Below are 25,841 nucleotides of genomic sequence, written 5' to 3'. Positions count from 1 at the left end.
GCAGGTCAGAGCACGTCGTGTCAGTGCTCGTCGTAGTGGCCCGCGTGCTCCGCGTGGCGGTGGCCGTCGTGGACGTAGTCGGTGTGATCGCCGTGCTCGACCGTCTCGTGACCGCAGTCGGCGCCGTGGAGATGCGCGTGCTCCTCGGCGACGGCGTGGACGCCGTCGTGCTCGTCCACATGCCCCTCATGAGGATGGTGGACGTGGCCGTCATGCACATAGTCGGTGTGGCCGTCGTGCTCGACCGCCGCGTGGCCGCAGTCGGGGCCGTGGTCATGCGCGTGGTCGTCGTGCGTCGCGTGGTCGCTCATGCGTGCCTCCCGGGCGTCGTCCTCCCAGGCTAGGGCGAGCCGCTCGATGGCGCGCGCCGAGATGGAGGCACGGCGACGGTCGGCGTCCACAGCGCCTAGCCGCGCTCGAGGAGGGTGTCGCAGCATTCACTCCAACGCGTCACGTCTCATGGGAGATTTGTGAACTGCGGTTCACATCATGCCAGGTCCTGTGCCATGCTCGGGAGGTGCACGCGGCGAGCAACGGCGCCCGCTTCGCGTGAACCCTGTCGCAGGGCGCCGGTTGAGGAGCATCCGATGAAGGCTGTGCGGTTCACCCAGTGGAAGACGAGGCCCTCGCTGAGCGAGGTGGACAAGCCGGTGCCGGGGCCCGGCGAGGTCCTGCTCAAGGTCGCGGGCTCCGGCGCGTGCCACTCCGACGTGGCCCTCTACGCGGTCTTCGACGCGGACATCGCCATGCCGCAGCTGTCGCCTGAGTACGTGCTCGGGCACGAGGTCACGGGATGGGTCGAGGAATGCGGCCCGGGCGTGACCGGGCTCGAGCTCGGCTCCGCGCACATGGTCTACGCGGCGCGCGGGTGCGGGCACTGCGCTGCCTGCTCGCGCGGTGAGGACACGCTGTGCGACAACGTCGCGTCCATGTCCACGCTGGGAAGCGGGCTCGGACTCGATGGCGGGATGGCGGAGTACATGACGGTGCCGGTGCGCAACCTGGTGCCCCTGGGCGACGCCGACCCGGTCGCGGCGGCGCCCCTCGTCGACGCCGGCCTCACGGCGTACCACGCGATCAAGCTGGCATTGCCGCGACTCGGGGCCGGCGGTCGCACCGCATTGGTCATCGGCCTCGGCGGGGTGGGGCAGTTCGCGGTCCAGCTGCTCGCGGGCATGACCTCTGCGACCGTCCTCGCGACCGACATCAAGCCGGAGGCCAGCGCGCTCGCGGCACGGCGCGGCGCGACCGTCGTCGACGGCGAGGACCAGGCGACCCGGATCCGCGAGCTCACGGGCGGTCGGGGCGTCGACGCCGTGTTCGACATGGTCGGCACGGCGGAGACCATTGCCCTCGCGCAGTCCGTCGTCGCGGTGCGCGGACGGATCACCGTCGTGGGTCTCGCCGGAGGCCGCACGGACTGGGGCTTCTACACGACGCCCTTCGAGGCGGAGCTCACCGGCACCTACATGGGCACGCTCGAGGAGCTTCACGAGCTCGCGGCGCTCTATCGCGCCGGAACGCTCGAGGTCGACGTCACGCCCTTCGCCCTCGACGACGCGATGGACGCGTACGCGCGTCTCGAGACGGGCACGATGCTCGGGCGCGCGGTGATCGTGCCGCATCCCGACGCTGCAGGCGTGACGATCGAGCGCACGGCTGCGGAGGTGCCGGCAACCGCCTGAGGTGAGGGCCGATGCGCGGCCCAGCGCGCGCATCGGCCCTTCGTCAGGAGGGGCTACTCGTTGTCGCCGCCCGTCGCGAGGGCGCCCTCGGCCTTCTCGTAGGCGCCGCCTGCGGCGTCGGGCCACACCCAGTCGCGGACGACCGGGATGTCGGCGCCGTGCTCGCGCGCGTACCGGCGCGCGGCGAGGCGGCGGTCGAAGAGGTCCTGGCGCAGCGCCGCCGCACGAGTGCCCAGACCCGGCACGCGATCGATGACGTCCATCACCAGGTGGTAGCGGTCGATGTCGTTGAGCATCGCCATGTCGAAGGGCGTCGTGGTGGTGCCCTCCTCCTTGTAGCCGCGCACGTGCCAGTTGGCGTGGCCATTGCGACGGTAGGTGAGGCGGTGGATCAGCCACGGGTAGCCGTGGTAGTTGAAGATCACGGGCTTGTCCGTGGTGAACAGGTGGTCGAACTCGCGGTCGGCCATGCCGTGCGGGTGCTCCTCCTCAGGCTGGAGCCGCATGAGGTCGACGACGTTGATCATCCGCACCTTGAGGTCGGGCAGCTCGCGACGGATGATGTCGACGGCCGCGAGCACCTCGATCGTGGGCACGTCGCCGGCGGCGGCGAGCACCACGTCCGGCTCCTCGCCCAGCGGCACGTTCGACGCGAAGTCCCAGATCCCGAGGCCGCGCGTGCAGTGGTCGATCGCCTGATCCATGGTGAGCCACTGCGCCTGCGGCTGCTTGCCGGCGATCACGACGTTGACGTAGTCACGCGAGCGCAGGCAGTGGTCGTAGGTCGACAGGAGGGTGTTGGCGTCAGCCGGCAGGTAGACGCGGACCACCTCCGCCTTCTTGTTGACCACGTGGTCGATGAAGCCCGGGTCCTGGTGGGAGAAGCCGTTGTGGTCCTGGCGCCACACGTGGCTCGACAGCAGGTAGTTCAGGGAGCCGATGGGCTGACGCCACGGGAGCTCGCGCGACACCTTCAGCCACTTGGCGTGCTGGTTGAACATCGAGTCGACGATGTGGATGAAGGCCTCGTAGGACGTGAACAGACCATGGCGCCCGGTGAGGAGGTAGCCCTCGAGCCAGCCCTGGCACTGGTGCTCGGAGAGCATCTCGATGACACGGCCGGACGGCCCGGTGTGAGCGCCGTCGTCCTCGCGGCGGGCCTCCCAGACCTTGTCCGTCACCTCGAGCACGTCCTGGAGGCGGTTGGAGGCGAGCTCGTCCGGCGCGAAGATCCGGAAGTTGTCGGGGTTGTTGCGCATGACCTCGCGCAGGAACGTGCCCAGCTGCTTGGTGCCCTGCTCGGGACCGGCGCCGGGAGAGGGCACATCGACCGCGAAGTCGCGGAAGTCGGGCATCTTGAGGTCGCGCAGCACGCGCCCGCCGTTGGCCTCCGGCCGGGCGGACATGCGCAGCTCGCCCTCGGGCGCGATCGCGTTGGTCTCGGGGCGCGGTGCGCCGTCCTCGTCGAACAGCTCGTCGGGGCCGTAGGACTGGAGCCACGCCTCGAGCGTGTGCAGGTGCTCGTCGGTGTCGCGGGCGTTGGACAGCGGCACCTGGTGGGCGCGCCAGGAGCCCTCGGTGCGGTTCCCGTCGATCTCGTCGGGGCACGTCCATCCCTTGGGCGTGCGGAAGACGATCATGGGCCACATCGGCCGGTCCATCTCCGGGTTCTCGGATGCCTCGGCCTTGATCGCGGCGATCTCGTCCATGACGTCGTCCAGGAGGGCCGCGAAGCGGCCGTGGATCGACTCGTGCGACTCGTCGTCGAAGCCCGCGACGAACACGTGGGGCTTGTGCCCGTAGCCGCGCATGAGCGCGTCGAGCTCCTCGTCGCTGATGCGGCTCAGGACGGTCGGGTTGGCGATCTTGTAGCCGTTGAGGTGGAGGATCGGCAGGACCACGCCGTCGGTGGCGGGGTTGATGAACTTGTTCGAGTGCCAGCTGGTGGCGAGCGGACCCGTCTCCGCCTCGCCGTCGCCCACGATCGTCGCGACCAGGAGGTCCGGGTTGTCGAACGCCGCCCCGTACGCGTGGCTCAGGGCGTAGCCGAGCTCGCCGCCCTCGTGGATGGAGCCGGGGGTCTCCGGTGCCACGTGCGACGGGATGCCGCCGGGGAAGGAGAACTGCTTGAACAGCCGCTGGATGCCTCGCTCATCCGTCGAGATGTCCGGGTAGGTGTCCGAGTAGGTGCCCTCGAGGAAGCTCGATGCGACCAGTCCGGGGCCGCCGTGGCCCGGGCCGATGATGTACATCGTCGGCTGCTGCCGCGCGCGGATCATGCGATTGAGGTGCGCGTACAGGAAGTTGAGGCCGGGGGTGGTGCCCCAGTGCCCGACGAGACGCGGCTTGACGTGGTCGCGGTGCAGCGGCTCGCGGAGCAGGGGATTGCCGAGCAGGTAGATCTGCCCCACGCTCAGGTAGTTCGAGGCCCTCCACCACCGGTCGACGGCGTCGAGCTCCTCGCCCGTCGCCGCATCGGTCGTCCGCTTGCCCCACGCCGTGTCCGTCATCGTGACCTCCGTGTTGTCGCTGGTGCTTCCAGCATTCCACTGCCAGGGCCGATGCGCTCGGGCTAAGGTCCCGGCGTCACCCGGTCTTCACCTGGCACGCCGACGCGGACGGGGCGCCCACGGCTGCCGCCCCATCCTGGCCTTCTGGATCCCTGGTTGAGCGCGGCCTTCATCCGCATCGCTCGATCCGTGAGGGTGGAGCCACCGGAACCCCTACCCCTGGAGGCATCATGACCACCGGACCTCTCGCCCTCGTCACCGGCGGCAGCCGCGGCCTGGGACGCTCGACCGCGCTCGCCCTGGCCCGCCACGGGGCCGATGCGATCATCACCTACCGCTCCGGCCACGACCTCGCCGCGGAGGTCGTGGCCGAGGCGGCCGACCTCGGCGCGACAGTCGTCGCGCTGCCGCTGGACGTCAGCGACCCGGCGGCGATCGATGCCTTCGCGACCGACCTGCCGGCCGTGCTGCGTGACTCGTTCGGCCGGGAGAGCGTCGACTACCTGGTGAACAACGCCGGCCACGGCACGGTCACGCCGCTCGGCGACACCGCGCCCGAGGTTCTCGACGAGCTCTACGCGGTGCACTTCCGGGGGCCGTACCTGCTGACGCAGGCGCTCCTCCCTGTCCTCGCGGATGGCGGCGCGATCGTCAACCTGTCGAGCGGGCTCGCGCGCTTCGCCGTGCCGGGCCAGTCGGCGTACGGCGCGCTCAAGGCCGGCGTCGAGCACCTGTCGTACTCCTGGGCCAAGGAGCTGGGATCCCGTGGCATCCGCGTCAACACCGTGGCGCCCGGGCCCGTGGCGACCGACTTCGGAGGGGGCCGCAACCGTGACAACGAGGACTCCCGTGCCTACCTGTCCGCACAGACGGCGATGGGTCGTGTGGGTGAGCCCGAGGACATCGGACCGCTGATCGCCGCCCTGCTCACCGGCCCCACGGGCTGGGTGACCGCGCAGCGCATCGAGGCCTCCGGCGGAATCTTCCTGTAGGCGTGCGACGATGACCGGCATGGACCGCGAGCAGCTCGCCCACTTCCTGCGCACCCGCCGCGAGGCGCTCGCGCCGGAGGACGTCGGCATGCCTCGCGGTCCACGCCGGCGCACGTCCGGCCTGCGCCGCGAGGAGGTCGCGACGCTCGCCCAGATGTCGGTGGACTACTACTCGCGGCTCGAGCAGGGGCGCGGCCCGCAGCCGTCCGAGCCGATGCTCGCGGCGATCTCGCGCGCGCTGCGTCTGAGCTTGGACGAGCGCGACCACCTGTTCCGGCTCGCCGGTCACGGCACCCCGTCGCGGGTCGTGCGCTTCGACCACATCTCACCCGGCCTGATGCGGGTTCTCGACCGGCTGCAGGACACGCCGGCGCAGGTGATGAACGTGCTGGGCGAGACGCTCGTGCAGACGCCGGCGGCGGTCGCGCTGCTCGGCGACCAGGTCGCGCGCACGGGGCTCGAGCGCAACGCGACCTATCGCTTCTTCGCGGTGCCGGGGCAGCGCGACATCTACCCCGCCGAGGACCAGGAGTCGCTCGCACGAACCTTCGCCTCCGACCTGCGCGAGTCCGTGACGCGGGTCCCGGACGAGCCCCGGGTGACCGCCGTGGTCGAGGCGCTGCTGGACGCCAGCGAGGAGTTCGCGGCGATCTGGGAGCGTCACGAGGTGGGCCGCCACCACGACGAGAAGCGTCTGGTGCATCCGGAGGTCGGCGTCATCGACGTCCACTGTCAGCACCTGCACGATCCGTCGCAGCTGCAGAACCTGTTGGTGTTCACGGCGGTGCCCGGCTCGCCCAGCGCGGAGAAGCTCGCCTTCCTCGACGTCGCCGGCCGCCAGCTCCTGGGCTGAGGCGCGCCGCCGTCCTCCTCTCGGACGATGCCGCCCTCAGGCGCGAGTGCTTAGGGTGGTGCGAGTCCGCCCCGCGACGCAGGAGGAACCCGCGTGACCACGCTCGAGATCGACGGCCTGACCAAGTCCTACGGAGCCGTGAAGGCGCTGCAGGACGTGTCCTTCGACGTGGCCGGCGGGGAGCTGTTCGGCTTCGTCGGGTCGAACGGCGCCGGCAAGACCACGACCATGCGGATCATCCTCGGAGTGCTGCGTCCCGACGCCGGCGCCGTCCGGTGGAACGGCTCAGCGGTCGACCTCGCGGTCCGCAAGCGCATCGGCTACATGCCTGAGGAGCGCGGGCTCTACCCGCGCATGAAGGTGGGCGAGCAGCTGATCTACCTCGCGCGTCTCCACGGGCTGAGCCGGGCCGATGCGGTCGCGGCCATGGAGCATTGGACCGACGTGCTCGGGGTGTCCGAGCGCCGCGGCGACGAGGTCGAGAAGCTGTCGCTGGGCAACCAGCAGCGCGTGCAGCTCGCGTCGGCGCTCGTGCACGACCCCGCGATCCTGGTGCTCGACGAGCCCTTCTCCGGCCTGGACCCCGTCGCGGTAGGCGTCATGAGCGACGTGCTGCGCGGCCAAGCCGACAAGGGTGTCCCTGTCATCTTCTCCTCCCACCAGCTCGAGCTCGTGGAGCGCCTGTGCGACCGGGTGGGCATCGTCAAGTCCGGCCGCCTCGTCGCCTCGGGCACCATCGACGAGCTGCGCGCGACGGACCAGGTCGCCTGGACGCTGGCGGCCGAGGGCGGCGCTCCGGAGTCGCCGCCCGGCGTCACCCTCACGCCCGACGGACCCGGGCGGTGGCGCGTCGACGCACCGTCGGCGGCGGACGTGCAGGCCGTGCTGGCCGCCGCGGTCGCCGCCGGGCCCGTCACGGAGTTCGCTCCGGTGCTGCCCTCGCTCACGGACCTCTTCCGCGACGTCGTGTCCGAGCCGAACGAGGAGGCATGACCATGGTGTGGCTGATCGCGAAGCGGGAGTTCCGCACCCGCACGCTGTCCAAGGCGAACATCATCTCCAGCGCGATCATGATCGTGCTGATCGTCGCCGCGGCGCTCGTCCTCAAGCCGTTCCTCACCGGTGACGACGAGGCTGCGCTCGTCGAGGTCGACGCCGCGACGGCCGAGCTCATCCCGTACCTCGAGGGAGCGGCCGAGGCGCAGGAGGCTGACTACGCCTTCGTCGAGGCGGACGCCGTGCCCGCGCTCGACGTCGATGGTGAGATGCCCGAAGGGGTCCACGCGATCATCTCCGGCGAGCCCGCCACGCCGGAGATCACGCTCTCCGGCAACGACGGCACCCTCGTGGGCCTGGTGCAGGGCGCCGCCCAGGCCGTGGCGCTCGATGCCGAGGTGTCCGCGCTCGGCGGCGACCCGGACGCGGTGAGCGCGGCGCTGTCGCAAGCCACGCCGACCGTGACGATGGTGGGCGACGACGGCGAGTTCGACGGCGGCACGTTCTTCGCAGGGCTCGTCGTCATCGTCGTGCTGTTCATCATCCTCATCCAGAGCGCCTCGGTGATCATGATGGGCGTGGTCGAGGAGAAGTCCTCGCGAGTGGTGGAGATCCTGCTCGCGACGGTGCGGCCGGCGACCCTGCTGGGCGGCAAGGTCCTGGGTGTGGGCCTCTACGCGCTGGTGCAGGCGGCCTCCACGGTGCTGCCCATCGTCTTCGCGGCGTGGTACCTCGACCTGTACGCGACGCTCGACATCGAGATGGGGACGCTGCTGTCCACCTTCGCCGTGTGGTTCGTCCTCGGCTTCGCGGTCTACATCGTGTTCTTCGGCGGGCTCGCCGCGCTCGTGTCTCGGCAGGAGGACATCGGCGCGGTCACGACGCCGATGATGCTGCTCATGATGGTGCCGCTGTACCTCGCGATCTACCTGGTGCCCAACAACCCCGACGGCACCATCACCCAGGTGCTCACGCAGATCCCGTTCTTCGCGCCGTTCATGGTGCCCATGCGCTCGGCCTTCGGCACGATCTCGACCGCCGAGACGGTGCTCGCGATCGTCATCTGCCTGGTGACGGTGCCGCTCCTCACCTGGATCGCCGGGCGCGTCTACGCGGGCGCGGTGCTCAACACCGGCGGGCGCATGAAGCTGGGGGACGCGCTCCGCCGCGGCTAGGACAGGTCAGCCGAGCTGCTCGCCGAGCTCCAGCCAGCGCTCCTCGAGCTCGGCGGTCTCAGCCGCGTTCGTGCGGAGCCGATCGTTCAGCGTCGCGAGCCCTGCGTAGTCGGCGTGGTCGTGCGTCGCCATCTTGGCGTGGATCTGCTCGTCCTCGCGCTCGAGACGCGCCATCCGCCGCTCGACGGAGGCGAGCTCCTTCTCGAGCGCACGCCGCTCGGCTCCCGAGAGCCCCGGCGACGTGGGCGCGGAGCCAGCGCGCGCATCGGCGCCCTGTCCGCTCGCCTCTCCAGCCCCGACAGTCTCGAACGACCCATGGCTCGACACGCCGGGCGCGCCGGGTGCTCGGCCCTCAGCGCGCGGCGTGTCGGGACCAGCATGTTCGGAACTGTCGGAGGGGGTCGTCGCGCGGGTGGGAGTGGTGCCGGCCGATGCGGCCGCCGAGCCCGTCCCGAACGTCCCCAGGCCGCCCGTGCCGGCGCGGCGGTCGCGCGACATCCGCACGTACTCGTCGACGCCGCCGGGCAGGTGGCGCACGCCACCATCGACGACGGCGAACTGCTGGTCGGTCACGCGCTCCATGAGGTAGCGATCGTGGCTGACCACCACCAGGGTTCCCGGCCACGAGTCCAGCAGGTCCTCCATGGCGGCGAGGATGTCGGTGTCGAGGTCGTTCGTCGGCTCGTCGAGCACCAGCACGTTGGGCTCGCTGAGGAGCACGAGCAGGAGCTGCAGGCGCCGACGCTGACCGCCGGACAGGCGGCCCACCTGGGTCTTGAGCTGCGCGCTCGTGAAGCCCAGCCGCTCGAGGAGCTGCGTGGGAGTCATCTCCTGGCCGTCGGACAGCTCGATCGACCGGAAGCGCTTCACGACGCCGGACACCCGCTCGTTCGCGTGCTCCTCGAGCTCGGCGAGCTGCTGCGAGAGCGTCGCGACGCGCACCGTCATGCCGGTCTTGACCCGGCCGCTCGTGGGCTCGAGGTCGCCCGTGATGAGTCGCAGGAGCGTGGACTTGCCCGCGCCGTTCTCTCCCAGGATCCCGAACCGGTCGCCCGGGCCGATGTTCCAGTCCACGCCGTCGAGCACCGGCCGGTCGGTGCCGGGATACTGCACCGAGCAGCGGATGAGCTCGACCACGTCCTTGCCCAGGCGGGCGGTCGCCATGCGGGCGAGCTGCACCTGGTCACGCACCGGCGGCACGTCGGCGATCAGCGCGTTGGCGGCATCGATGCGGAACTTGGGCTTCGACGTCCGGGCGGGGGCGCCGCGCTGGAGCCACGCGAGCTCCTTGCGCAGGAGGTTCTGGCGCTTGGCCTCGGTGGCCGCTGCGATCCGATCACGCTCCACGCGCTGGAGCACGTAGGCCGCGTACCCGCCTTCGTACTGCTCGACGCCGCCGCCGACGACCTCCCAGGTGCGCTCGGTCACGGCGTCGAGGAACCAGCGGTCGTGGGTCACCACCGCGAGGGCGCCTCTGCCGCGCGCCCAGCGGCGCCTGAGGTGGTCGGCGAGCCACGCGACCCCCTCGACGTCGAGGTGGTTGGTGGGCTCGTCCAGGAACACCACGTCGTGGTCGTCGACTAGCACGTGGGCGAGCGCGACGCGGCGCTGCTGGCCGCCCGACAGGCTCGAGACCACGGCGTCCGCGTCGAGGTCGGGCACCAGGCCGGACATCACCTCGCGGATGCGCGGGTCGGAGGCCCACTCGTGGTCGTCGGCGGCGCCGACGATCGCCTCGCGCACGGTGAGGGAGCCATCGACGTGGTCGGACTGGTCGAGGACGCCGATGCGCGTGCCGCGGGAGACGGTCACCTGGCCCCCGTGCGGGGCGAGGCGGCCGGCGAGGATCTTCAGCAGGCTCGACTTGCCGGCGCCGTTGGAGCCGACGATGCCGATGCGGTCGCCGTCCTCGAGGCCGATCGTCACCTCATCGAGGACGGTGCCGGTGCCGAAGTCGAGGTGCAGCGACTGAGCGCCGAGGAGGTGAGCCACCCATCAAGGGTAGTCGCGCGCACCCGCGGCTAGGCTCGCGGCCATGAGATGCGTCGCCGTCCGTCACGTGGCCTTCGAGGACCTCGGCGTGTGGGAGGCCGAGATCCGTGCGCACGGCTACGAGGTCGCGTACCTCGACGCCGGGGTCGAGGACCTCTCGCCGGTCCTCGCCGCCGAGCTGGTGATCGTGCTCGGCGGACCGATCGGCGTGGGCGACGCGGCGTCGCACCCCGTCCTCGCTGAGGAGATGGCGCTGCTACGCGAGCGTCAGGCTGCCGGCCGGCCGACGCTCGGCGTGTGCCTGGGCGCGCAGCTCATCGCCGAGGCGATGGGCGGCTCGGTGGCTCCCGGCGCTCCCGAGATCGGGTGGTGGCCGGTGGATCTCGACGCGGCCGCGAGCGCGACTCCGTTGAGCCACCTCGACGGCGCCCCAGTGCTGCACTGGCACGGCGACGCGATCACGCCGCCGCCGGGCGCGACGGTCCTGGCCTCCACCGCGGCGACGCCGTGCCAGGCGTTCGCACTCGGTTCCGCGCTGGCGCTGCAGTTCCACGCGGAGGCCGACGGTGAACGCATCGAGCAGTGGCTCATCGGCCACAGCGTCGAGCTCGCCGCGCGCGGGGTGGACATCGCCGAGCTACGCGCCCGCACCGCACAGGTCGGCGACGACGCCGCGGTCGCCGGCGTGCTGCTGATGCGCGGCTGGTTGCGGTCGTTGCGCACGCGCGACTGACGTCGGGCCCGAGGCAGACGGTCCGGTGTCCGGGGTGCCGTGGGGTCAGCCGTGCGACGAGCCGGACGGCTCGGTCGTCGCAGCGTCGACGCCGGGTGCGTCGGCCGCGCCGCGGGGCGTGGGGTCCCAGGTATCCGGTGCGCGCACGACGATCAGGGGCCACAGCGCGCCGTGCGGCGCGACGTGCGCCTCGGCGTCCGCCTTGAGGTGCGCGATCTCGTCGAGGACGTCCTCCATCAGCGCCGCGAGGTTGCGGTGGACCGCGACCGGGTCGTCGCCCATCGCGCTGGCGTCGACCGTGTAGGTCGAGTAGCCGTTCGCGCGCAGCAGGTCCTCACGCTCCCAGGCGTCGTCCTCGGTCTCCTCGGACGCGGCGTACACGAAGGGGACGACGGCGCCGTGGGAGCCGGGCCGCAGGAGGGCGCCGGAGTGGTCGTCGAACGTGTCGATGGCGACGAACTGCGCCTCGGTGATGACGGCCGTGGCGAGGAGGTGGCGGTCGTCCTTCGCGGCGGCGATCGCCGCGGCGAGCGGCGAGGCGTCGCCGGTGTGGGTCACCTCGAGGCACTCGGGCCCGTACATGTCACCGGGGATGAGGTCGGACATCGGGGTGAAGCCGTGCGAGTCGGCGTCGCACGCACCGGCGGCGAAGTAGCGGGTGCGCAGGCGGCGCTTGTGGACCGCGCGGTCCAGGTGGAGCAGCACGAGCGCGTGCAGTCGGCACTGACCCCACGCGCACGCGGTGGAAGGGGAGGCGAGGCCGTCCCTCCAGCGGCGATCCATCGCCGTGAGAAAGGTGTCTGCGGGCTCGCGGGTGGCGTGCACGGTCCAGGTGGTCACGTCGATCACTGAGGGGTTCTGCCTTGCCTTTTCGTCCTGGTCTGAGGGCGTTCACGCCACGATACGTGGGCCCTTCTCAGGCTCTGGAACGTACACGTGTGACATTTGCCACACACTGCGCATGGCGGCGGAAACCGGCATCGAGCCCGCCTCTCCGGGAGCCCGCCGGCGCCGCGTCAGGACACGGCTGCGACCGACTGCAGGGCGATCTCGCGCTCCTCGTTGGTGGGCACGACCCAGACCTGGACGCGCGAGTCGGGGGCGCTGACGAGCGTCGGCTCCTTCTTCCGCCCGGCGTTGCGCTCGGGGTCCATGACGATGCCGAGCGCCTCGAGCCCCTGGAGGGCACCCAGGCGCACGCCGTCGTCGTTCTCCCCGACGCCAGCCGTGAACGTGATCGCGTCGAGCGCACCCATCTGCGCGAAGTACTGGCCGACGTATCCGCGGATCCGCCGGCAGTACACCTCGAGCCCGAGCTCGGCCTCGCGCGAGCCCTCGCCGGCGGCCTTCCAGACGTCGCGCATGTCCGAGTAGCCGGTCAGCCCGAGCATGCCGGACTGCCGGTTGAGGAGGGCGTCGACCTCGTCGATCGTCATCCCCGCGGTGCGCGCGAGGTGGAGGGTGACCGCGGGGTCGATGTCGCCCGACCGGGTGCCCATGACGAGCCCCTCGAGGGGCGTGAGGCCCATGGACGTGTCGACCGACACGCCGCCATGGACGGCCGTCGCGGAGGCGCCGTTGCCGAGGTGCAGGACGACCATGGCGAGCTCGCTCGGGTCGCGGTCCATCAGACGGGCGGTCTCGCGCGCGACGTAGCTGTGGGAGGTGCCGTGGAAGCCGTACCGGCGCACGCCGTGCTCCTGCGCGACGCGGCGATCGATCGCGTAGGTGTAGGCGGCCTCGGGCAGGGTCGAGTGGAATGCGGTGTCGAACACCGCGACGTGCGGCAGGTTCGGGAAGGCCGACCGGGCGGCCGTGATGCCTGCGAGGTTGGGCGGGTTGTGCAGAGGGGCGAGGGTCGACAGCAGCGCGATCTGGCGCTCGACCTCGTCGTCGATGATGGTGGGGGCCGAGAACTCGGCGCCGCCCTGCACGACGCGGTGGCCGACGACGGTCAGCGTCGACAGGTCCACGCCTGAGCCGGGCTCGGACAGCGACGCGATGATCTCCTTGATCGCCTCCGAGTGGTGCGTGACGCGCTCGACGAGGCCCGACGCGAGCGGCTCGTCCTGAGTGGTGTCCACCACCTGGTACTTCACGGAGCTCGAGCCGCAGTTGAGCACCAGGGCGAGTCCTGCGTAGTTGACGGTCACGGGCTATCCCTCCTGCGTCGCCTCGGCCGGCGAGTCCTGGCCCTGTGCCTGGATGGCCGTGATGGCGACGGTGTTGACGATGTCCTGGACGAGCGCTCCGCGCGACAGGTCGTTGACGGGCTTGCGCAGTCCCTGCAGCACGGGGCCGACGGCGACCGCGCCGGCGGAGCGCTGCACGGCCTTGTAGGTGTTGTTGCCCGTGTTGAGGTCGGGGAAGACGAGCACGGTCGCCTGCCCCGCGACGGGGGAGTCGGGGGCCTTCGAGCGCGCCACGGACGGCTCGACGGCGGCGTCGTACTGCATCGGTCCGTCGACGAGCAGGTCGGGCCGCCGCTCGCGCACCAGTCGGGTGGCCTCGCGCACCTTGTCGACGTCCGACCCGGATCCCGACTCTCCGGTCGAGTAGGACAGCATGGCGACGCGGGGCTCGATGTGGAACTGCAGCGCGGTCTCCGCCGAGGAGATGGCGATGTCCGCGAGCTGCTCGGCGGTCGGGTCCGGGTTGACGGCGCAGTCGCCGTACACGAGCACACGGTCCGCGAGGCACATGAAGAACACCGACGACACGATCGACGTGCCGGGCACGGTCTTGATGACTTGGAACGACGGCGAGATGGTGTGCGCCGTGGTGTGCGCGGCGCCGGAGACCATGCCGTCCGCGAGACCGAGCTGCACCATCATCGTGCCGAAGTAGCTGACGTCCTGGACGCGGTCGCGCGCAGCGTCGAGGGTCGCGCCCTTGTGCTTGCGCAGCTCGTAGTACTCGCCAGCGAAGCGCTCGACCAGCTCCGGGTCGTGAGGGGACACGATCGCGGCGGCGTCGATCTCGAGGCCGAGCTCGGCCGCGCGACTGCGGATGGTCGTCTCGTTGCCGAGGATCGTGAGGTCGCACACGTCGCGCGTCAACAGCGTCGAGGCCGCGCGGAGGATGCGGTCGTCCTCGCCTTCGGGAAGCACGATCCGCTGGCGCTTGACGCGCGCACGGTCGATGAGGTCGTACTCGAACATGAGCGGCGTGATGACGTCGGTCCTCGCGAGGTCGAGGAGCTCGGTGAGCGCGTCGGTGTCGACGTGTCGGTCGAACATCGACAGCGCGAGGTCGACCTTGAGCTGCGACTCGCGCGACAGCCGTCCGCGGGCGCCCCAGGCGCGCCGTGCGGTGCCGTAGGTGCCGTGCGGCGTCGCGATGATCGGCAGCGACGAGCCGAGGCCCGAGACGAGCCGGGAGACGGGGTCGGGGGTCGCGAAGCCGCCGTTGAGGATGATGCCGGCGAGCGACGGGAAGCCCTCGGCGGCGTGGGCTGCGAGGAGCGTCATCACCGCGTCCGAGCGATCCCCGGGCGTGATCACCACGGCGCCCTCGACGAGGTGCTCGAGAAGGTGCTCGGGCGTCATCGCGCCGATGAGCACGGCGCGCACCTCGCGCGACAGCAGCGATTCGTCACCCGACAGCAGGGTGCCGTCGACCGCGGTGACGAGCGCGGACAGGAGCGGCGCGACGAGGACGGGGTCCTCCGGCAGCGCCCCCATGCCGATGCCCGCGGGAAGCACGTCTCGCACGGCGTCGAGCTGCTCCGGATCGCAGCGGTTCGCGAAGACCGCGGCCACGCGGGCGTGGCTCTCCTCGAGCTCCGCGCGACTCTGCTCGACGACGCGGGCGATGTCCTCGGGGGTGCGGTCGCGTCCGTGCACGACGAGCGCCACCGGGGCGCCGAGGTTGGCCGCGATCCGGGCGTTGAACTCGAACTCCGCCGCACCGGAGATGTCGGTGTAGTCCGTGCCGACGATGACGACGGCATCGGACTTCGCGGCGACGGCGTGGTAGCGCGACAGGATCGTGGCGAGCGCGCGCTCGGGGTCGTCGTGGACGTCCTCGTAGGTGACGCCGACGGCCTCCTCGTACGTGAGGTCGACCGCGTCGTGCCCGATGAGCAGGTCGAGCACGTAGTCCGAGCCGTCCGCGACGCGCGCGACGGGTCGGAACACCCCCACGCGCCCGACGGTGCGAGCGAGGAGGTTGGTGATCCCGAGCGCGACCGTGGACTTGCCACTGTCGCCCTCAGCCGACGCGATGTAGATGCTCCGTGCCACGGCGACCATCCTTCCACGCGGCGCGTGCGCACGCCTGCGACGGAGGTCCCGCACGGTCGTGGGTGCGGTCTGCCAGCGTGGCGCGACTGTGCAGCGCGCCACACTTCATTCCCTGGCGTCGGACCCCTCGCCTAGACTCGGGTGACTCCCCACGAGAGGGAGGCGTACCAGGGGGAACGCAGTCTCGACGCGGGCCCTGGCGCGTTCAGGAGCGAACCCGAGGCGGCGCCATGACGACTCCCCGTGCCCGCGGGCCGGTGTCGCGCGCCGTCACGGGCGTGGTGAATGCCGGCGTCACGCCTCTCAACCGCATGCGGGCGCGTTCGGTCATGGGCGCGAACCGCTTCTTCCTCCTGTCCAGCGTGGTGTCGCTACCGTGGGTGTTCGCGATCGCGCTCGCGGCGCCGCCCGCCACCCTCGCGCCCGGGCTCACCCATCTCGCGATGATCTGCGTGTGGGTCATCTGCATCGACCTCAACCGACGTCAGCTGTTCCTGAGCGCCGCGACGGCAGGTCTGCTGGTGCCGATCGCGCAGTTCACCTACCTCGCCTCGGTGTTCTCCGTCGACGCCGGCTTCCAGCTCCCGCTGCTCACCGTGGGGGCGCTCGCGTTCGTGTTCTTCACGCCGCGCGAGTGGCCTGCCGCGGTAGGGATGACGACCCTTGCCACCGCTGCGCTCATGTGGACCTACGGAGGTTCGGCCTTCGAGCAGGCCAGCGTCGAGCTGAGCGCCGGCCACCTGCGAGCGTTCGCCGTCGCCAACGTCGCGGTGGTGGTGCTGATCGTGTCCGTGCTCGCATGGTTCAACAACTACTTCTTCGTGCGGGAACGCCGGCGCAACGAGCGCCTTCTCGCGGAGGCCGAGGTCGCCGCGCGCACGGACTCGCTGACCGAGGTCTACAACCGGCGAGGCATCGCGCCAGTCCTGTCGCAGACGGCTCGCGAGGGCGAGTACTGCGTGGCGCTCGCGGACCTCGACCGGTTCAAGCGCATCAACGACCGGCTCGGCCACGGCGCGGGCGACGTGGTGCTCTCGCACGTCGCGCGGACGCTCGTCGATGCCGTCCAGGATCGCGGGTCGGTGGCGCGCTGGGGCGGCGAGGAGTTCCTGGTGGTCCTGCCCGGCATGACCCTCGAGCGCGGCGTGGAATGCATGGACGCCGCACGCGAGGCGCTCGAGCGGGAGTTCGGGCACGACGGGGTTCTCGACGCCGTGACGATGTCCGTCGGCGTCGCCCACGCCCCGCGCCACACGAGCAAGGACGAGGTGCTGCGTCTGGCGGACTCCAAGCTGTACGAGGCCAAGGCGTCGGGGCGCAACCTCGTCGTGGGCGCCTCGATGGGCGACCCCGTCCCGTAGCGCCGATGCGCGGGCTGGGTCCCGCGGTGCGTGCCGCTTCCCCTCCCGAGGGCGTCGTGCGGCCCCTCCCTACCGGCGCGGGGGAACGCTGAGTAGGCTGGGGATTCGGCCGGGGGCCGCGCGCGTCACGAGTCGCGCGCGGGGGCCGAGCGGAGGGAGATCCCGGGTGGACCAGGGGGAGCGCGCGCGGGCGCACCAGTTGAGCGACGTCGTCGACCGCATGCTCGACCGCCGGGTCGGCCGGCTCGGGGGAGCAGCGGGGCGAGCGGTGTCGACCACCCACGCGGTGGCGATCTTCGCGCTCGTCGTCACGCTGTCGTACACGGCGTTCTTCATGACCTACGACCTCGCCGCCTTCGGGACTCTGGTCGCGGTCAACACCGGCTTCTCGATCGCGTACGTCGTGATCGTCCTCCTCGCGCGACTGGGGCGCCAGCTCATCGCGGCGCTCGCGATGCTCACCGCGGCCATCGCGCAGCTCCTGCACGTCACCCTGTGGGTCGGGTGGGAGGCGGGCCTGCACCTGTACCTGCTGCTGGCCGGACAGCTCGTGTTCCTCATGCTCACCGAGCGGCAGCGCGCACTGCGGTGGGTCTACGCGGCGCTCGCCCTCGCGGGCTTCCTCTACGCGCAGCTGCAGCTTCCGGCGTCGTCCGCAGTCGTCGAGATGCCTGACGTCGTCCTCACCACGATGTTCTCCGTCAACGCTCTGCTCGCGGCGAGCACCCTCTTCATCCTCGCCGCGTACAGCCACTTCCGTGCCGAGCAGGCACGGTCGGAGGCGGCGGAGAGCGCGGCGCGCGCCGAGTACCTGGCGAACACCGATGCGCTCACGGGCCTCGCGACGCGACGTCCGGTCATGGAGCGCCTCGAGGTCCTGAGCGGCCCCGCGCACGAGCCGTTCTGCCTCGCGATCGCCGACCTCGACCGGTTCAAGCTCATCAACGACGAGTACGGCCACGGCTGCGGCGACACCGTCCTCGCGGCCATCGGCGCGCGACTCAGGGGCGCGCTGCGGGTCAGCGATTCCGTGGGACGCTGGGGTGGTGAGGAGTTCATCTTCGTCCTGCCCGGTGCGTCGCTCGGGGACTCGAGCATCATGATGGAGCGCGTCCGCTCGCGCGTGGGATCGTCGCCGGTGGCCTGCGGCGACCACGAGCACGCCATCACCGTGTCGATCGGGCTCACGGACGGCGACGGCTCCGGTACGCCGCACCACGCCATCCTGCGCGCCGACGAGGCCCTGTACGAGGCGAAGGACCGCGGCCGCGACCGGGTGTGCACCCGGCGCAGCGCGACCAGCGAGCCCTCGCAGCCCAGCCCCGCCACCCGCTCCGCTCGATGAGCCCCGCGCAGGGCGAAGCAGGGGCTGACGCGACGGGCTCCGACGCTCGCGGCCCCATCCGCTGGGGTCACGTCATCCCCGCCGTCGCGCTGGGGCTCGCGGCCCTCGTGGTGTGCGGCGCGCTGGGACTGTGGCAGTGGAACAGGGCCTCGGAGCAGGGCGAGGTGCGACAGCCCGACCCCGCGGTGGCGATCGCCGAGGTCGTGGCGCCGGCGTCGAACGCGGACACGGCCATCGGCCGAGCGGTGTGGGCGGACGGAGGGTGGGCCGACGCGGAGGTCGCGCTCGTGCCGTTCCGCGAGGTCGACGGCGAGGAGGCGGTCATGGTCGTCCGCGCCTTCACGGTGAGCGCCGACGCGACGGGCACGGGCGCGGACGCGACGCTCCCCGTGGTGGTCGGGTGGCTTCCGCCCGCGGACGTGGCGGACTTCGACACGGCGGTGCCGGCGACGACGCGGATCGATGGGCTCGTGCGCTCGGCCGAGGGCGCCGCGCCTGCCTCGAGTCCGGACCAGTCACCGCCCGACGGCGCCTTCTGGGCCGACCGCCTGTCGCCCGCGGTGCTCGCGCAGCACTGGGACAGCCCGCTGTACTCGGCGCTGCTGACCGCCGACGAGCCGGGCCCGGGGCTGCGGGCGCTTCCCGAGCCGGAGCCCGAGCGCTCGCTGGACTTCCGGTCGCTGACCTACGCGCTCGAGTGGTGGCTGTTCGGCGCGTTCTTCGTGTTCGTGGGGGGCCGATGGATACGGGACAATGGACGCGCACGGCCGCAGGCTTCGCCTGAGGAGCCGCGTGACGCCGCCTCGACCGCAGACGCCCAGCCCGGAGGATCCCCGTGACGGAACCCGAGACCGCACCCGACCCGAGCGCGACCTCAGCGAGCCAGACGTCGCCGACTCGCGCATCGGCCGTCACCGCGGGAGCGCTGCTGCGGTATCGCGTGATGGCGATCATCACGGGCACGCTGCTGATCCTCGTGTTCGTCGGCATGCTGCGGTACGTCGGCGTGTTCGAGGCGACCGAGACGATCGAGCTGTGGCTCGGGATCCTCGCGCAGGTCCACGGATTCGTCTACATCGTCTACGTCGTGACGGTCCTGCAGCTGTGGCTCCAGGCGCGCTGGGGCTACGGCCGCCTCGCGACCATGTTCCTCGGCGGCATCGTGCCGCTGCTGTCGTTCTTCATCGAGCACCGCGTGACGCGCGAGGTGCGCGCCGGCCAGGAGGCATCGTGACCCAGGCATCGACCCCGACCCTGCACCGCCCCGTGCTCGTCGTCGACTGTGGCGCGCAGTACGCGCAGCTCATCGCCCGCCGCGTGCGCGAGGCTAGCGTCTACTCCGAGATCGTGCCGCACTCGATGAGCGCCGCCGACATGCTGGCGAAGGATCCGGCGGCCGTGATCCTGTCCGGTGGGCCCTGCTCCGTCTATGCCGATGGAGCCCCCACGATCGACCCGGCGCTGTTCGACGCCGGCGTGCCGGTCATGGGCATCTGCTACGGGTTCCAGGCAATGGCGCAGGCGCTCGGCGGGACGGTCGCGCAGACCGGCCTGCGCGAGTACGGCCGCACCCAGGCGACGGTCGCCGATGCCGGCACCGCCCTCGCGGGCAGCCCCGCCGTGCAGGAGGTGTGGATGAGCCACGGCGACGCCGTGCACGCCGCGCCGCCCGGCTTCGACGTGCTCGCGACCACGGAGGGCGCGCCCGTCGCGGCGTTCGAGGACCTCGAGCGGCGGATGTGCGGCGTGCAGTGGCACCCCGAGGTCAAGCACTCGCCGCTGGGCCAGGCCGCGATCGAGAACTTCCTGTACAACGTGGCCGGCCTGCAGCCCGACTGGACCAGCGAGAACGTCATCGAGGAGCAGGTCGAGCGGATTCGTGCGCAGGTGGGCTCCAAGCGCGTGATCTGCGCGCTGTCGGGCGGCGTCGACTCGGCGGTCGCCGCGGCGATCGTCCAGAAGGCCGTCGGGGACCAGCTCACCTGCATCCACGTCGACCACGGGCTGATGCGCGCGGGCGAGGTCGAGCAGATCGAGAAGGACTTCGTGGCCTCGACCGGGGTGCGCCTCATCATCCGCGACGAGAAGGAGCGCTTCCTCACGGCCCTCGCCGGGGTGTCCGACCCCGAGACCAAGCGCAAGATCATCGGCCGCGAGTTCATCCGCGTCTTCGAGGACTCGGCGCGCCAGGTGGTCGAGGAGGCTGGGGCCCACGGCGAGGAGGTCGAGTTCCTCGTGCAGGGCACGCTGTACCCCGACGTCGTCGAGTCCGGCGGCGGCGAGGGCGCGGCGAACATCAAGAGCCACCACAACGTGGGCGGGCTGCCCGACGACCTGCAGTTCTCGCTCGTCGAGCCGCTGCGCACGCTGTTCAAGGACGAGGTTCGCGCCGTGGGCCGCGAGCTGGGCATCCCCGAGGAGATCGTGGGACGCCAGCCGTTCCCTGGACCGGGTCTCGGCATCCGCATCATCGGCGAGGTGACGTGGAAGCGGCTCGAGATCCTGCGCCGCGCCGACGCGATCGCGCGCGAGGAGCTCACCAAGGCGGGCCTGGACCAGGAGATCTGGCAGTGCCCTGTGGTGCTTCTCGCCGACGTGCGCTCGGTGGGCGTCCAGGGCGACGGCCGCACCTACGGCCACCCCATCGTGCTGCGCCCGGTGTCCTCCGAGGACGCCATGACCGCCGACTGGTCGCGCCTGCCGTACGACGTCCTCGCGCACATCTCGAACCGCATCACCAACGAGGTCGCGGAGGTCAACCGAGTGGTCGTGGACGTGACGTCCAAGCCCCCGGGCACCATCGAGTGGGAGTGACGCAGGAGGTGCCACGGCGCGCACCCCGCTCCGCGTTTCCTTCGCCTTAGCGTCCTGATGGTGGCTGAGCGTCGCTTCTGACGTCCGCGTGTCAGGCGCTGGTGCCTAAGCGTCGCTCGCCTGTGTCGAACGGCTGCGATGCACCCGGCGTGGGTAGCATGCCGAGGTAGGACCGAACGAAGGCGTGCGGGTGGACAAGCGACTGATCCGAGCGCGACGGCGCGTGGCGGAGCACATGACGGTCGATCAGCTCGCGCGCTATCTCGACTGGAAGTGGGAGCGCCTGCGCGCGCGCGAGTCGAAGTCGCCGTCGGTGCCCGCGCGTCGTGGATACTCCTCGGGTGATGTGGTCCGCGAGAACCTCGCTCAGGTGAGGGCCGCCCTGGACGACGCTCATGTCCGCCACCTCGTCATGCCCGAGTTGGACAGCTTCCGGCCGATCCTCGTCGTCAGCGAGAGGGATGGCGACACGGTGAGGGGAGTGCTCGAGGCGCTGCCGGCCGATGAGGGCTGGGTCGTGCGCACGCGAGAGGCGAAGCTCGTGCGATCCGATGTAGCGGTCGCCGGCAATCGTGAAGGGGGCCTGCTGTCGGCGCGCGTGTACCGCAACGTGGACGGTCCCGATCGCAGGCTGACCACCAGGGCGGAGACGGTGACAGTCCTGGTGTTCACCCGGTTGGACGCAGGGGTGCTGAGAGCGGATGGAGATGAGTTCCAGCCCGGCACGCTCCATCGCCACCCGCAGCACCCGACGACGCCGATCGCCTACTTCGAACCTCAAGAATGGGCGACGTGGTCAGGCGACGGTGAGTTCGATCCGGATTGGCCGCCTCTCATCGGCGCGGTCATCGATCCGATCGACGTGGTCTACACGTGGGTGGACGGCAGCGATCCGGCGTGGCTCGCGCGGAAGGCGCGGCGCACCGGAGACGTGGCGGCACAGGAGTACAGCGAGGCCGCCGACGTTCCGTCGCGCTACGCCAGCCGCGACGAGCTGCGCTACTCGCTCAGGTCGCTCGAGATGTACGCGCCATGGGTGCGCCACATCTACCTGGTGACCGACCGACAGCGACCAGCGTGGCTCGTCGAGGATCACCCGCGCATCACGGTGGTCGACCATAGCGAGATCTTCTCGGATCCCACCGTGCTGCCGGTCTTTAACTCCCATGCGATCGAGTCGCAGCTGCACCACGTGCCGGGTCTCAGCGACCGCTACCTCTACCTCAACGACGACATCATGTTCGCGCGGCCCGTGTCACCGAGGGTGTTCTTTGGACCGGGGGGCGTCACCAAGTTCTTCCGGTCGAAGGCGGTGCTCGATGTCGCGCCTCCGACGCCGCGGGACCTGCCCGTCCTCTCAGCGGCGAAGAACAACCGCCAACTGGTCCTCGATCGCTTCCGACTCGCCGTGACGCAGAAGTTCAAGCACACGCCGCATCCCCAGCGCAAGGACGTCTTGGAGGAGATGGAGGCGGAGATCCCGGAGCTGTTCGAGCAGACGCAGCGCTCCGCGCTTCGACATCCCCACGACATCTCGATCGCCTCCGCGCTGCATCACTACTGGGCCTACGCGTCCGGGCGGGCGCACGAGGGCGAGATCCGGTACGGCTACATCGACCTTGCGCGCGAGGACGTCGACCTGCAGCTCGCTCGCCTCCGGCATCGCCGGGACCTCGATGTGTTCTGTCTCAACGAGACGAACGCCTCGAGCGAGCAGGCGGCGCACCTCGACGCAGCCCTGCCCGCGTTCCTCGAGAGCATGTTTCCCGTGCCGAGCACCTTCGAGCGCCCCTAGCCTCGGCGGCTCTCGTCGAGCAGCGTCTCCCCACGCCGATGGTGCCTGAGCGTCGCTACGCGATCTCCGACTCGTCGAGCAACGCGACGAGGATCGGCACGTCCTCGCCGTCGACGTAGCCCTCGACGTCGACGTTCGACGGCCGCGCCAGGATCCACAGGTCGCCGTGGCGCGCGAACAGCTCATCTACACGACGGCCGTCGTCGTCCTCGGCGACCAGGTGCACGAGGGCGACACCGCGTCCGTCCACGACGGTCGCATCGCCGTCCCGACGCTCGGCGGCCGTCGCCGCGAGTTCGGCGGGGTCCTCGGGCATGGTGCCCCAGGGGGACTCCGCGCCGATGCGATACGTCTCGACCTGCACCCATACCGAGTCGCGGTATGCCTCCGAGCCGGGTTCGGACAGGTCGAAGGGCTGCGAGGCGTCGACGAGCACGGCATACGGGACCGTGCCGTCGCCGTAGGTGCCCTCGTACTGCCAGCCATCGGGAAGCACGACGGTCACCGTGGCGGCGGCCGTGCCGAGCGACGCCGCTCCGCCAGCATCCTGCGCGTCGGCGGTCGGGTCTCCGCCCGAGTCCACGTCGATCGACGCGCCGCTACCGGTGCTCTCGGACTCGGTGGTCGCCGGTGCCATGGTCCCCTCCGACGTCGCCGGCTGGTCGCCGTCTGCGTCCCCGGTGCATCCGGCGAGCAGCAGGGCAGCGAGGAGGGGAGCGGTCCAGCGTGACGAGGTCATGGCGAGCTCCATCGGTCGGGTCCGTCGGTCCTCATCGTGAACGCCGGCGCCGCGGAGGGCGTTCCCCCACGGCGCGACGAGTCAGCGGGAACGGCCCTCGTCATCGGCCTTGCCAGCGTCGACGTCGCCGTCGGCTCCAACGTCCTCGGTCTCCGCGTCTGCGTCGCTCGGGGCGACATCGCTGTCCTCGACGGGCTCCGGCGCGCTCGGCGCATCGGGAGCAGCCCCGTCCCCCGTCGCGTCATCGGCATGATCGGCCGAGCGCGTGAACGGCTCGGCGACCTCGGCGACGCTGCGGCGGACCTCCTCGGCGGCGTCGGTCACTGCAGCGTCGGCATCCGCGATCGCCGTCGCCACCGCGGCCTCCACGCTGGCCTCGGTGGTCTCCTCGACGGTGGGTGCGGTGGCCGCGGCGATCTCTCGCTTGCGTCCCAGTCCCGACAGCGCGGCGGACAGCAGCATCCATCCGCCGACGGCGGCGAGCAGGATGATGGCGGCGAGCTCGAGGTCGATCTCGGCACCGGAGTAGGCGACGATCGACAAGGCGCCGGCGCCGATCACGAGCAGCGCCCAGAGGGCGGCTGAGAGACGTTGGCCGGCTCGGCGGCGGGGGGCGGCGGTGGTCACTGGACGACCTCCTCGAGGTAGATGACGGCGCCGTCGCGGCTCGTCAGGGTCAGCACGGGCTCGTCCGCGTTGGACGCTCGCAGCACGGTGGTGGCCTCGGCCCCGGTGGGCTCGCCCCACTCGTCCTCGACCATCTCGCTCCAGTCGTAGCACCGCACGTCGCGGTCCTCCCACACGATGGTGGTCTCGCCGGATCCCTGGATCTCCAGGCCGGTGCCCGCGGGGAAGGCCACGCGGGTGTACGTGGCGGACAGCTCGATGTCGGTGTCGGCGGTCACGGCGTCGAGGCGCATGGTCGCCGTGTCGTCGCCCCACAGGGAGACGTCCTCCCACGACTCCATGAGCACGGGAGTGGTGCACGCGCCCGCGGCGTAGATCGACCCGTACTGGCCGTCGAGCTCGTCGGTCAGGTCGATGGGGGTGGTCTCGGGCTCGGGCTCCGCCTCCTCGGCTTCGACTGGCTCCCAGCTCGGCTGGTCGTCCCACCAGCCCCACGCGCCGTCGTAGTTCTCGCGGATCTCGGAGGCGTTGCCCGCGAGGATCACGCTGAGCAGGACCGCGACGACGGACAGGAACCCGAGGAAGCCCAGGCGGCGCCCTGACAGCGCGACGATGAGCAGGATCGCACCGAGCCCGATCGTGACGCCGGCGCCCCACGCAAGGATGGGGCTCACGGCGAGCTGCCCGGCACGCTCGATGCTGAACACCACGGCGCCCGCCAGCAGGATGACGCCGAGGAACGCGAGCCACGCGCCCTTGCCCGGGCCGGGGGTGCGCGCCGGGCGCCGCGGCGCGGGAGGCGCAGGCGGCGGCGTGGGTGGGCCCGCACTCCACGTGGACGGAGCAGGGCCACCGAGCGCGGGGTCGTACACCGAGCCCGAGGCCGGAGCGTCGGTCCGACCCGAGCCCTGCCACGCCGTGCCCTGGTGGGCTGAGGTGGAGGTCGCGCCGAGCGCCGATGCGGTCGCCAGGCCGGCGGAGGCGCCCTTCGAGGGCGCGGCTCCGGCGCGCGGGTCGCCGGGGAGCAGCGCGGGCTCCCACGGCTGCGGCGCGCCGCCAGCGGGCACCTCCGCGGTCGAGGGGGCCACGGCAGCGGCCGTGGCCCCGCCCGCGGACAGCGCGGCGGTGGGCGCGGCGGTGCGGTCGCCCTCGACGGCGTCGGCCTCGTCGTCTGGAGCGGTGGTGACGTCGTCGCCCGACGCGGCGGGTGCATCGGCCGCCTCGGATGACGGGGAGGCGTCCGTGTCGCCCACCGGCGCCGCGGGAGCCGGTGCGGCGGGCGCGTAGGGGCCGCCCGACCCCGGCGGACGGTTGCCGCGCGAGCGCCGGACCAGCACGAAGATCAGCACGCCGATGCCTGCGACGACGGCGAGTGGAATGGCGATCGACAGGATCCTCGCGAGCAGCTCGAACGGGTTGGAGACCTGGCCGAGGTTGTCCCACGGGAACGGGTCGCCGTCCCAGCCGAACAGGTTGAAGATCGGGCCGCCGTTGAGGCCCCCGAGCCCGAACAGGGTCAGGACCGCGATGCCCAGCAGCGCGCCCACATTCGTGACGCCACGGCCGAAGTTCTGGACGATGATGTTGCCCTTGCGATCCGGCAGCAGGCCCCAGGCGGCCGCGTAGCCGAGCATGACGAGGCCCGGCAGGAGCAGCCACGCGAGCACGGTGATGAGGCGTGCCGGCACCCGGGCCATGCCCACGCGCTCCCCGAGCCCCTCGACGACGCCGCCGACGACGCCGTTGTCCCCGCGCATCAGCCCCCACTCGCGGATCGAGGTGAAGAACGCGGCCTCCTTCTGAGGCTGCGGTGTGTCGCTCATGGCTCTCCCTGTCAGTCGTCGCGCCCTGCGCCGAGGAGTCGGCCGGGCCAGGTGATGCCTCCAGTCTCGGCGCCACCGCGGCGCAGCCGCTATGAGGTATCCCCCTGATACGCCCCCTGAACTTCCCGCGCGGGCGCCCCTGATATCGGCCGATGCG

At 71.4% G+C, this 25,841-nt stretch carries 21 protein-coding genes; 12 read left to right on the top strand and 9 right to left on the bottom strand.

Annotation, left to right across the window (positions count from 1 at the left end):
* Positions 1-20 precede the first annotated feature (20 nt).
* Complete coding sequence (locus B7K25_RS13950; protein WP_084105256.1) at positions 21-311, bottom strand: hypothetical protein; 291 nt, start codon at positions 309-311, stop codon at positions 21-23.
* Positions 312-587: 276 nt separating this feature from the next.
* Between B7K25_RS13950 and B7K25_RS07090 the strand changes: the two genes are divergently transcribed.
* Entirely contained in the window at positions 588-1,685 is a 1,098-nt protein-coding gene (locus B7K25_RS07090) for an alcohol dehydrogenase catalytic domain-containing protein (RefSeq protein ID WP_084105039.1), read from the top strand.
* Between the two features lie 53 nt (positions 1,686-1,738).
* On the opposite strand, the gene B7K25_RS07085 is transcribed toward B7K25_RS07090, so the two are convergent.
* Positions 1,739-4,195, bottom strand: coding sequence for a phosphoketolase (locus tag B7K25_RS07085; RefSeq protein WP_084105038.1), 2,457 nt, complete (start codon positions 4,193-4,195; stop codon positions 1,739-1,741).
* A 230-nt stretch (positions 4,196-4,425) separates the two neighbouring features.
* Between B7K25_RS07085 and B7K25_RS07080 the strand changes: the two genes are divergently transcribed.
* The 4 genes from B7K25_RS07080 (at position 4,426) to B7K25_RS07065 (ending at position 8,211) form a co-directional block, all read left to right on the top strand.
* Positions 4,426-5,187, top strand: coding sequence for an SDR family NAD(P)-dependent oxidoreductase (locus B7K25_RS07080; protein WP_084105037.1), 762 nt, complete (start codon positions 4,426-4,428; stop codon positions 5,185-5,187).
* A 10-nt stretch (positions 5,188-5,197) separates the two neighbouring features.
* Positions 5,198-6,040 carry a helix-turn-helix transcriptional regulator gene (locus B7K25_RS07075; RefSeq protein WP_371328291.1) on the top strand — a complete coding sequence of 281 codons (843 nt, stop codon included), beginning with the start codon at positions 5,198-5,200 and terminating at the stop codon, positions 6,038-6,040.
* A 93-nt stretch (positions 6,041-6,133) separates the two neighbouring features.
* On the top strand, positions 6,134-7,033 hold the full coding sequence (locus B7K25_RS07070) for an ABC transporter ATP-binding protein (protein WP_084105036.1): 900 nt from the start codon (positions 6,134-6,136) through the stop codon (positions 7,031-7,033).
* The gene (locus B7K25_RS07065) at positions 7,030-8,211 is read left to right on the top strand and encodes an ABC transporter permease (protein WP_084105035.1); all 1,182 of its coding nucleotides are present in this window, start codon (positions 7,030-7,032) and stop codon (positions 8,209-8,211) included. Before B7K25_RS07070 ends, B7K25_RS07065 begins: the two co-directional genes overlap by 4 nt.
* A gap of 6 nt (positions 8,212-8,217) precedes the next feature.
* On the opposite strand, the gene B7K25_RS07060 is transcribed toward B7K25_RS07065, so the two are convergent.
* Positions 8,218-10,203: an ABC-F family ATP-binding cassette domain-containing protein gene (locus tag B7K25_RS07060; protein WP_084105034.1), complete on the bottom strand. Its 1,986-nt coding sequence runs from the start codon at positions 10,201-10,203 to the stop codon at positions 8,218-8,220.
* A gap of 43 nt (positions 10,204-10,246) precedes the next feature.
* Here B7K25_RS07060 and B7K25_RS07055 point away from each other — a divergent pair, with 43 nt between their 5' ends.
* Positions 10,247-10,936: a glutamine amidotransferase gene (locus tag B7K25_RS07055; protein WP_084105033.1), complete on the top strand. Its 690-nt coding sequence runs from the start codon at positions 10,247-10,249 to the stop codon at positions 10,934-10,936.
* Between the two features lie 45 nt (positions 10,937-10,981).
* Here the strand turns inward: B7K25_RS07055 and B7K25_RS07050 are convergent, their stop codons facing one another.
* The 3 genes from B7K25_RS07050 to pta all read right to left on the bottom strand — a co-directional run bounded on the left by B7K25_RS07050 (position 10,982) and on the right by pta (position 15,180).
* Complete coding sequence (locus B7K25_RS07050; RefSeq protein WP_144018914.1) at positions 10,982-11,776, bottom strand: hypothetical protein; 795 nt, start codon at positions 11,774-11,776, stop codon at positions 10,982-10,984.
* A 176-nt stretch (positions 11,777-11,952) separates the two neighbouring features.
* Positions 11,953-13,089: an acetate/propionate family kinase gene (locus tag B7K25_RS07045; protein WP_084105031.1), complete on the bottom strand. Its 1,137-nt coding sequence runs from the start codon at positions 13,087-13,089 to the stop codon at positions 11,953-11,955.
* Positions 13,090-13,092: 3 nt separating this feature from the next.
* Positions 13,093-15,180, bottom strand: a complete 2,088-nt coding sequence (pta, locus tag B7K25_RS07040; RefSeq protein ID WP_084105252.1) for a phosphate acetyltransferase — start codon at positions 15,178-15,180, stop codon at positions 13,093-13,095.
* Between the two features lie 230 nt (positions 15,181-15,410).
* Here pta and B7K25_RS07035 point away from each other — a divergent pair, with 230 nt between their 5' ends.
* The 6 genes from B7K25_RS07035 to B7K25_RS07010 all read left to right on the top strand — a co-directional run bounded on the left by B7K25_RS07035 (position 15,411) and on the right by B7K25_RS07010 (position 22,495).
* Positions 15,411-16,541, top strand: a complete 1,131-nt coding sequence (locus B7K25_RS07035; RefSeq protein WP_084105030.1) for a GGDEF domain-containing protein — start codon at positions 15,411-15,413, stop codon at positions 16,539-16,541.
* Positions 16,542-16,740: 199 nt separating this feature from the next.
* The gene (locus B7K25_RS07030; protein WP_159450152.1) at positions 16,741-17,886 is read left to right on the top strand and encodes a diguanylate cyclase; all 1,146 of its coding nucleotides are present in this window, start codon (positions 16,741-16,743) and stop codon (positions 17,884-17,886) included.
* Positions 17,883-18,725, top strand: a complete 843-nt coding sequence (locus B7K25_RS07025; RefSeq protein ID WP_144018913.1) for an SURF1 family protein — start codon at positions 17,883-17,885, stop codon at positions 18,723-18,725. The genes B7K25_RS07030 and B7K25_RS07025 overlap by 4 nt, the downstream gene beginning before the upstream one ends.
* Positions 18,722-19,120 carry a DUF3817 domain-containing protein gene (locus B7K25_RS07020; protein ID WP_234988112.1) on the top strand — a complete coding sequence of 133 codons (399 nt, stop codon included), beginning with the start codon at positions 18,722-18,724 and terminating at the stop codon, positions 19,118-19,120. The genes B7K25_RS07025 and B7K25_RS07020 overlap by 4 nt, the downstream gene beginning before the upstream one ends.
* A complete protein-coding gene (gene guaA, locus B7K25_RS07015; RefSeq protein WP_084105027.1) occupies positions 19,117-20,700 on the top strand; it encodes a glutamine-hydrolyzing GMP synthase in 1,584 nt (527 codons plus the stop codon). The genes B7K25_RS07020 and guaA overlap by 4 nt, the downstream gene beginning before the upstream one ends.
* Positions 20,701-20,935: 235 nt before the next feature.
* A complete protein-coding gene (locus tag B7K25_RS07010) occupies positions 20,936-22,495 on the top strand; it encodes a stealth family protein (RefSeq protein WP_144018912.1) in 1,560 nt (519 codons plus the stop codon).
* Between the two features lie 55 nt (positions 22,496-22,550).
* On the opposite strand, the gene B7K25_RS07005 is transcribed toward B7K25_RS07010, so the two are convergent.
* From B7K25_RS07005 to B7K25_RS06995, 3 genes are all read right to left on the bottom strand, one after another.
* Complete coding sequence (locus B7K25_RS07005; protein WP_144018911.1) at positions 22,551-23,234, bottom strand: hypothetical protein; 684 nt, start codon at positions 23,232-23,234, stop codon at positions 22,551-22,553.
* An 81-nt stretch (positions 23,235-23,315) separates the two neighbouring features.
* Complete coding sequence (locus tag B7K25_RS07000; RefSeq protein WP_084105024.1) at positions 23,316-23,861, bottom strand: hypothetical protein; 546 nt, start codon at positions 23,859-23,861, stop codon at positions 23,316-23,318.
* Positions 23,858-25,684: a PspC domain-containing protein gene (locus tag B7K25_RS06995; protein ID WP_084105023.1), complete on the bottom strand. Its 1,827-nt coding sequence runs from the start codon at positions 25,682-25,684 to the stop codon at positions 23,858-23,860. The genes B7K25_RS07000 and B7K25_RS06995 overlap by 4 nt, the downstream gene beginning before the upstream one ends.
* Positions 25,685-25,841: the final 157 nt, after the last annotated feature.

This window comes from Demequina sp. NBRC 110056 (assembly GCF_002090155.1).
In the GTDB taxonomy this organism is placed as follows: Bacteria; Actinomycetota; Actinomycetes; order Actinomycetales; family Demequinaceae; genus Demequina.
The sequence above is the reverse complement of the archived record's forward strand: the minus strand, read 5'-3'. Positions and strand labels throughout refer to the sequence as shown.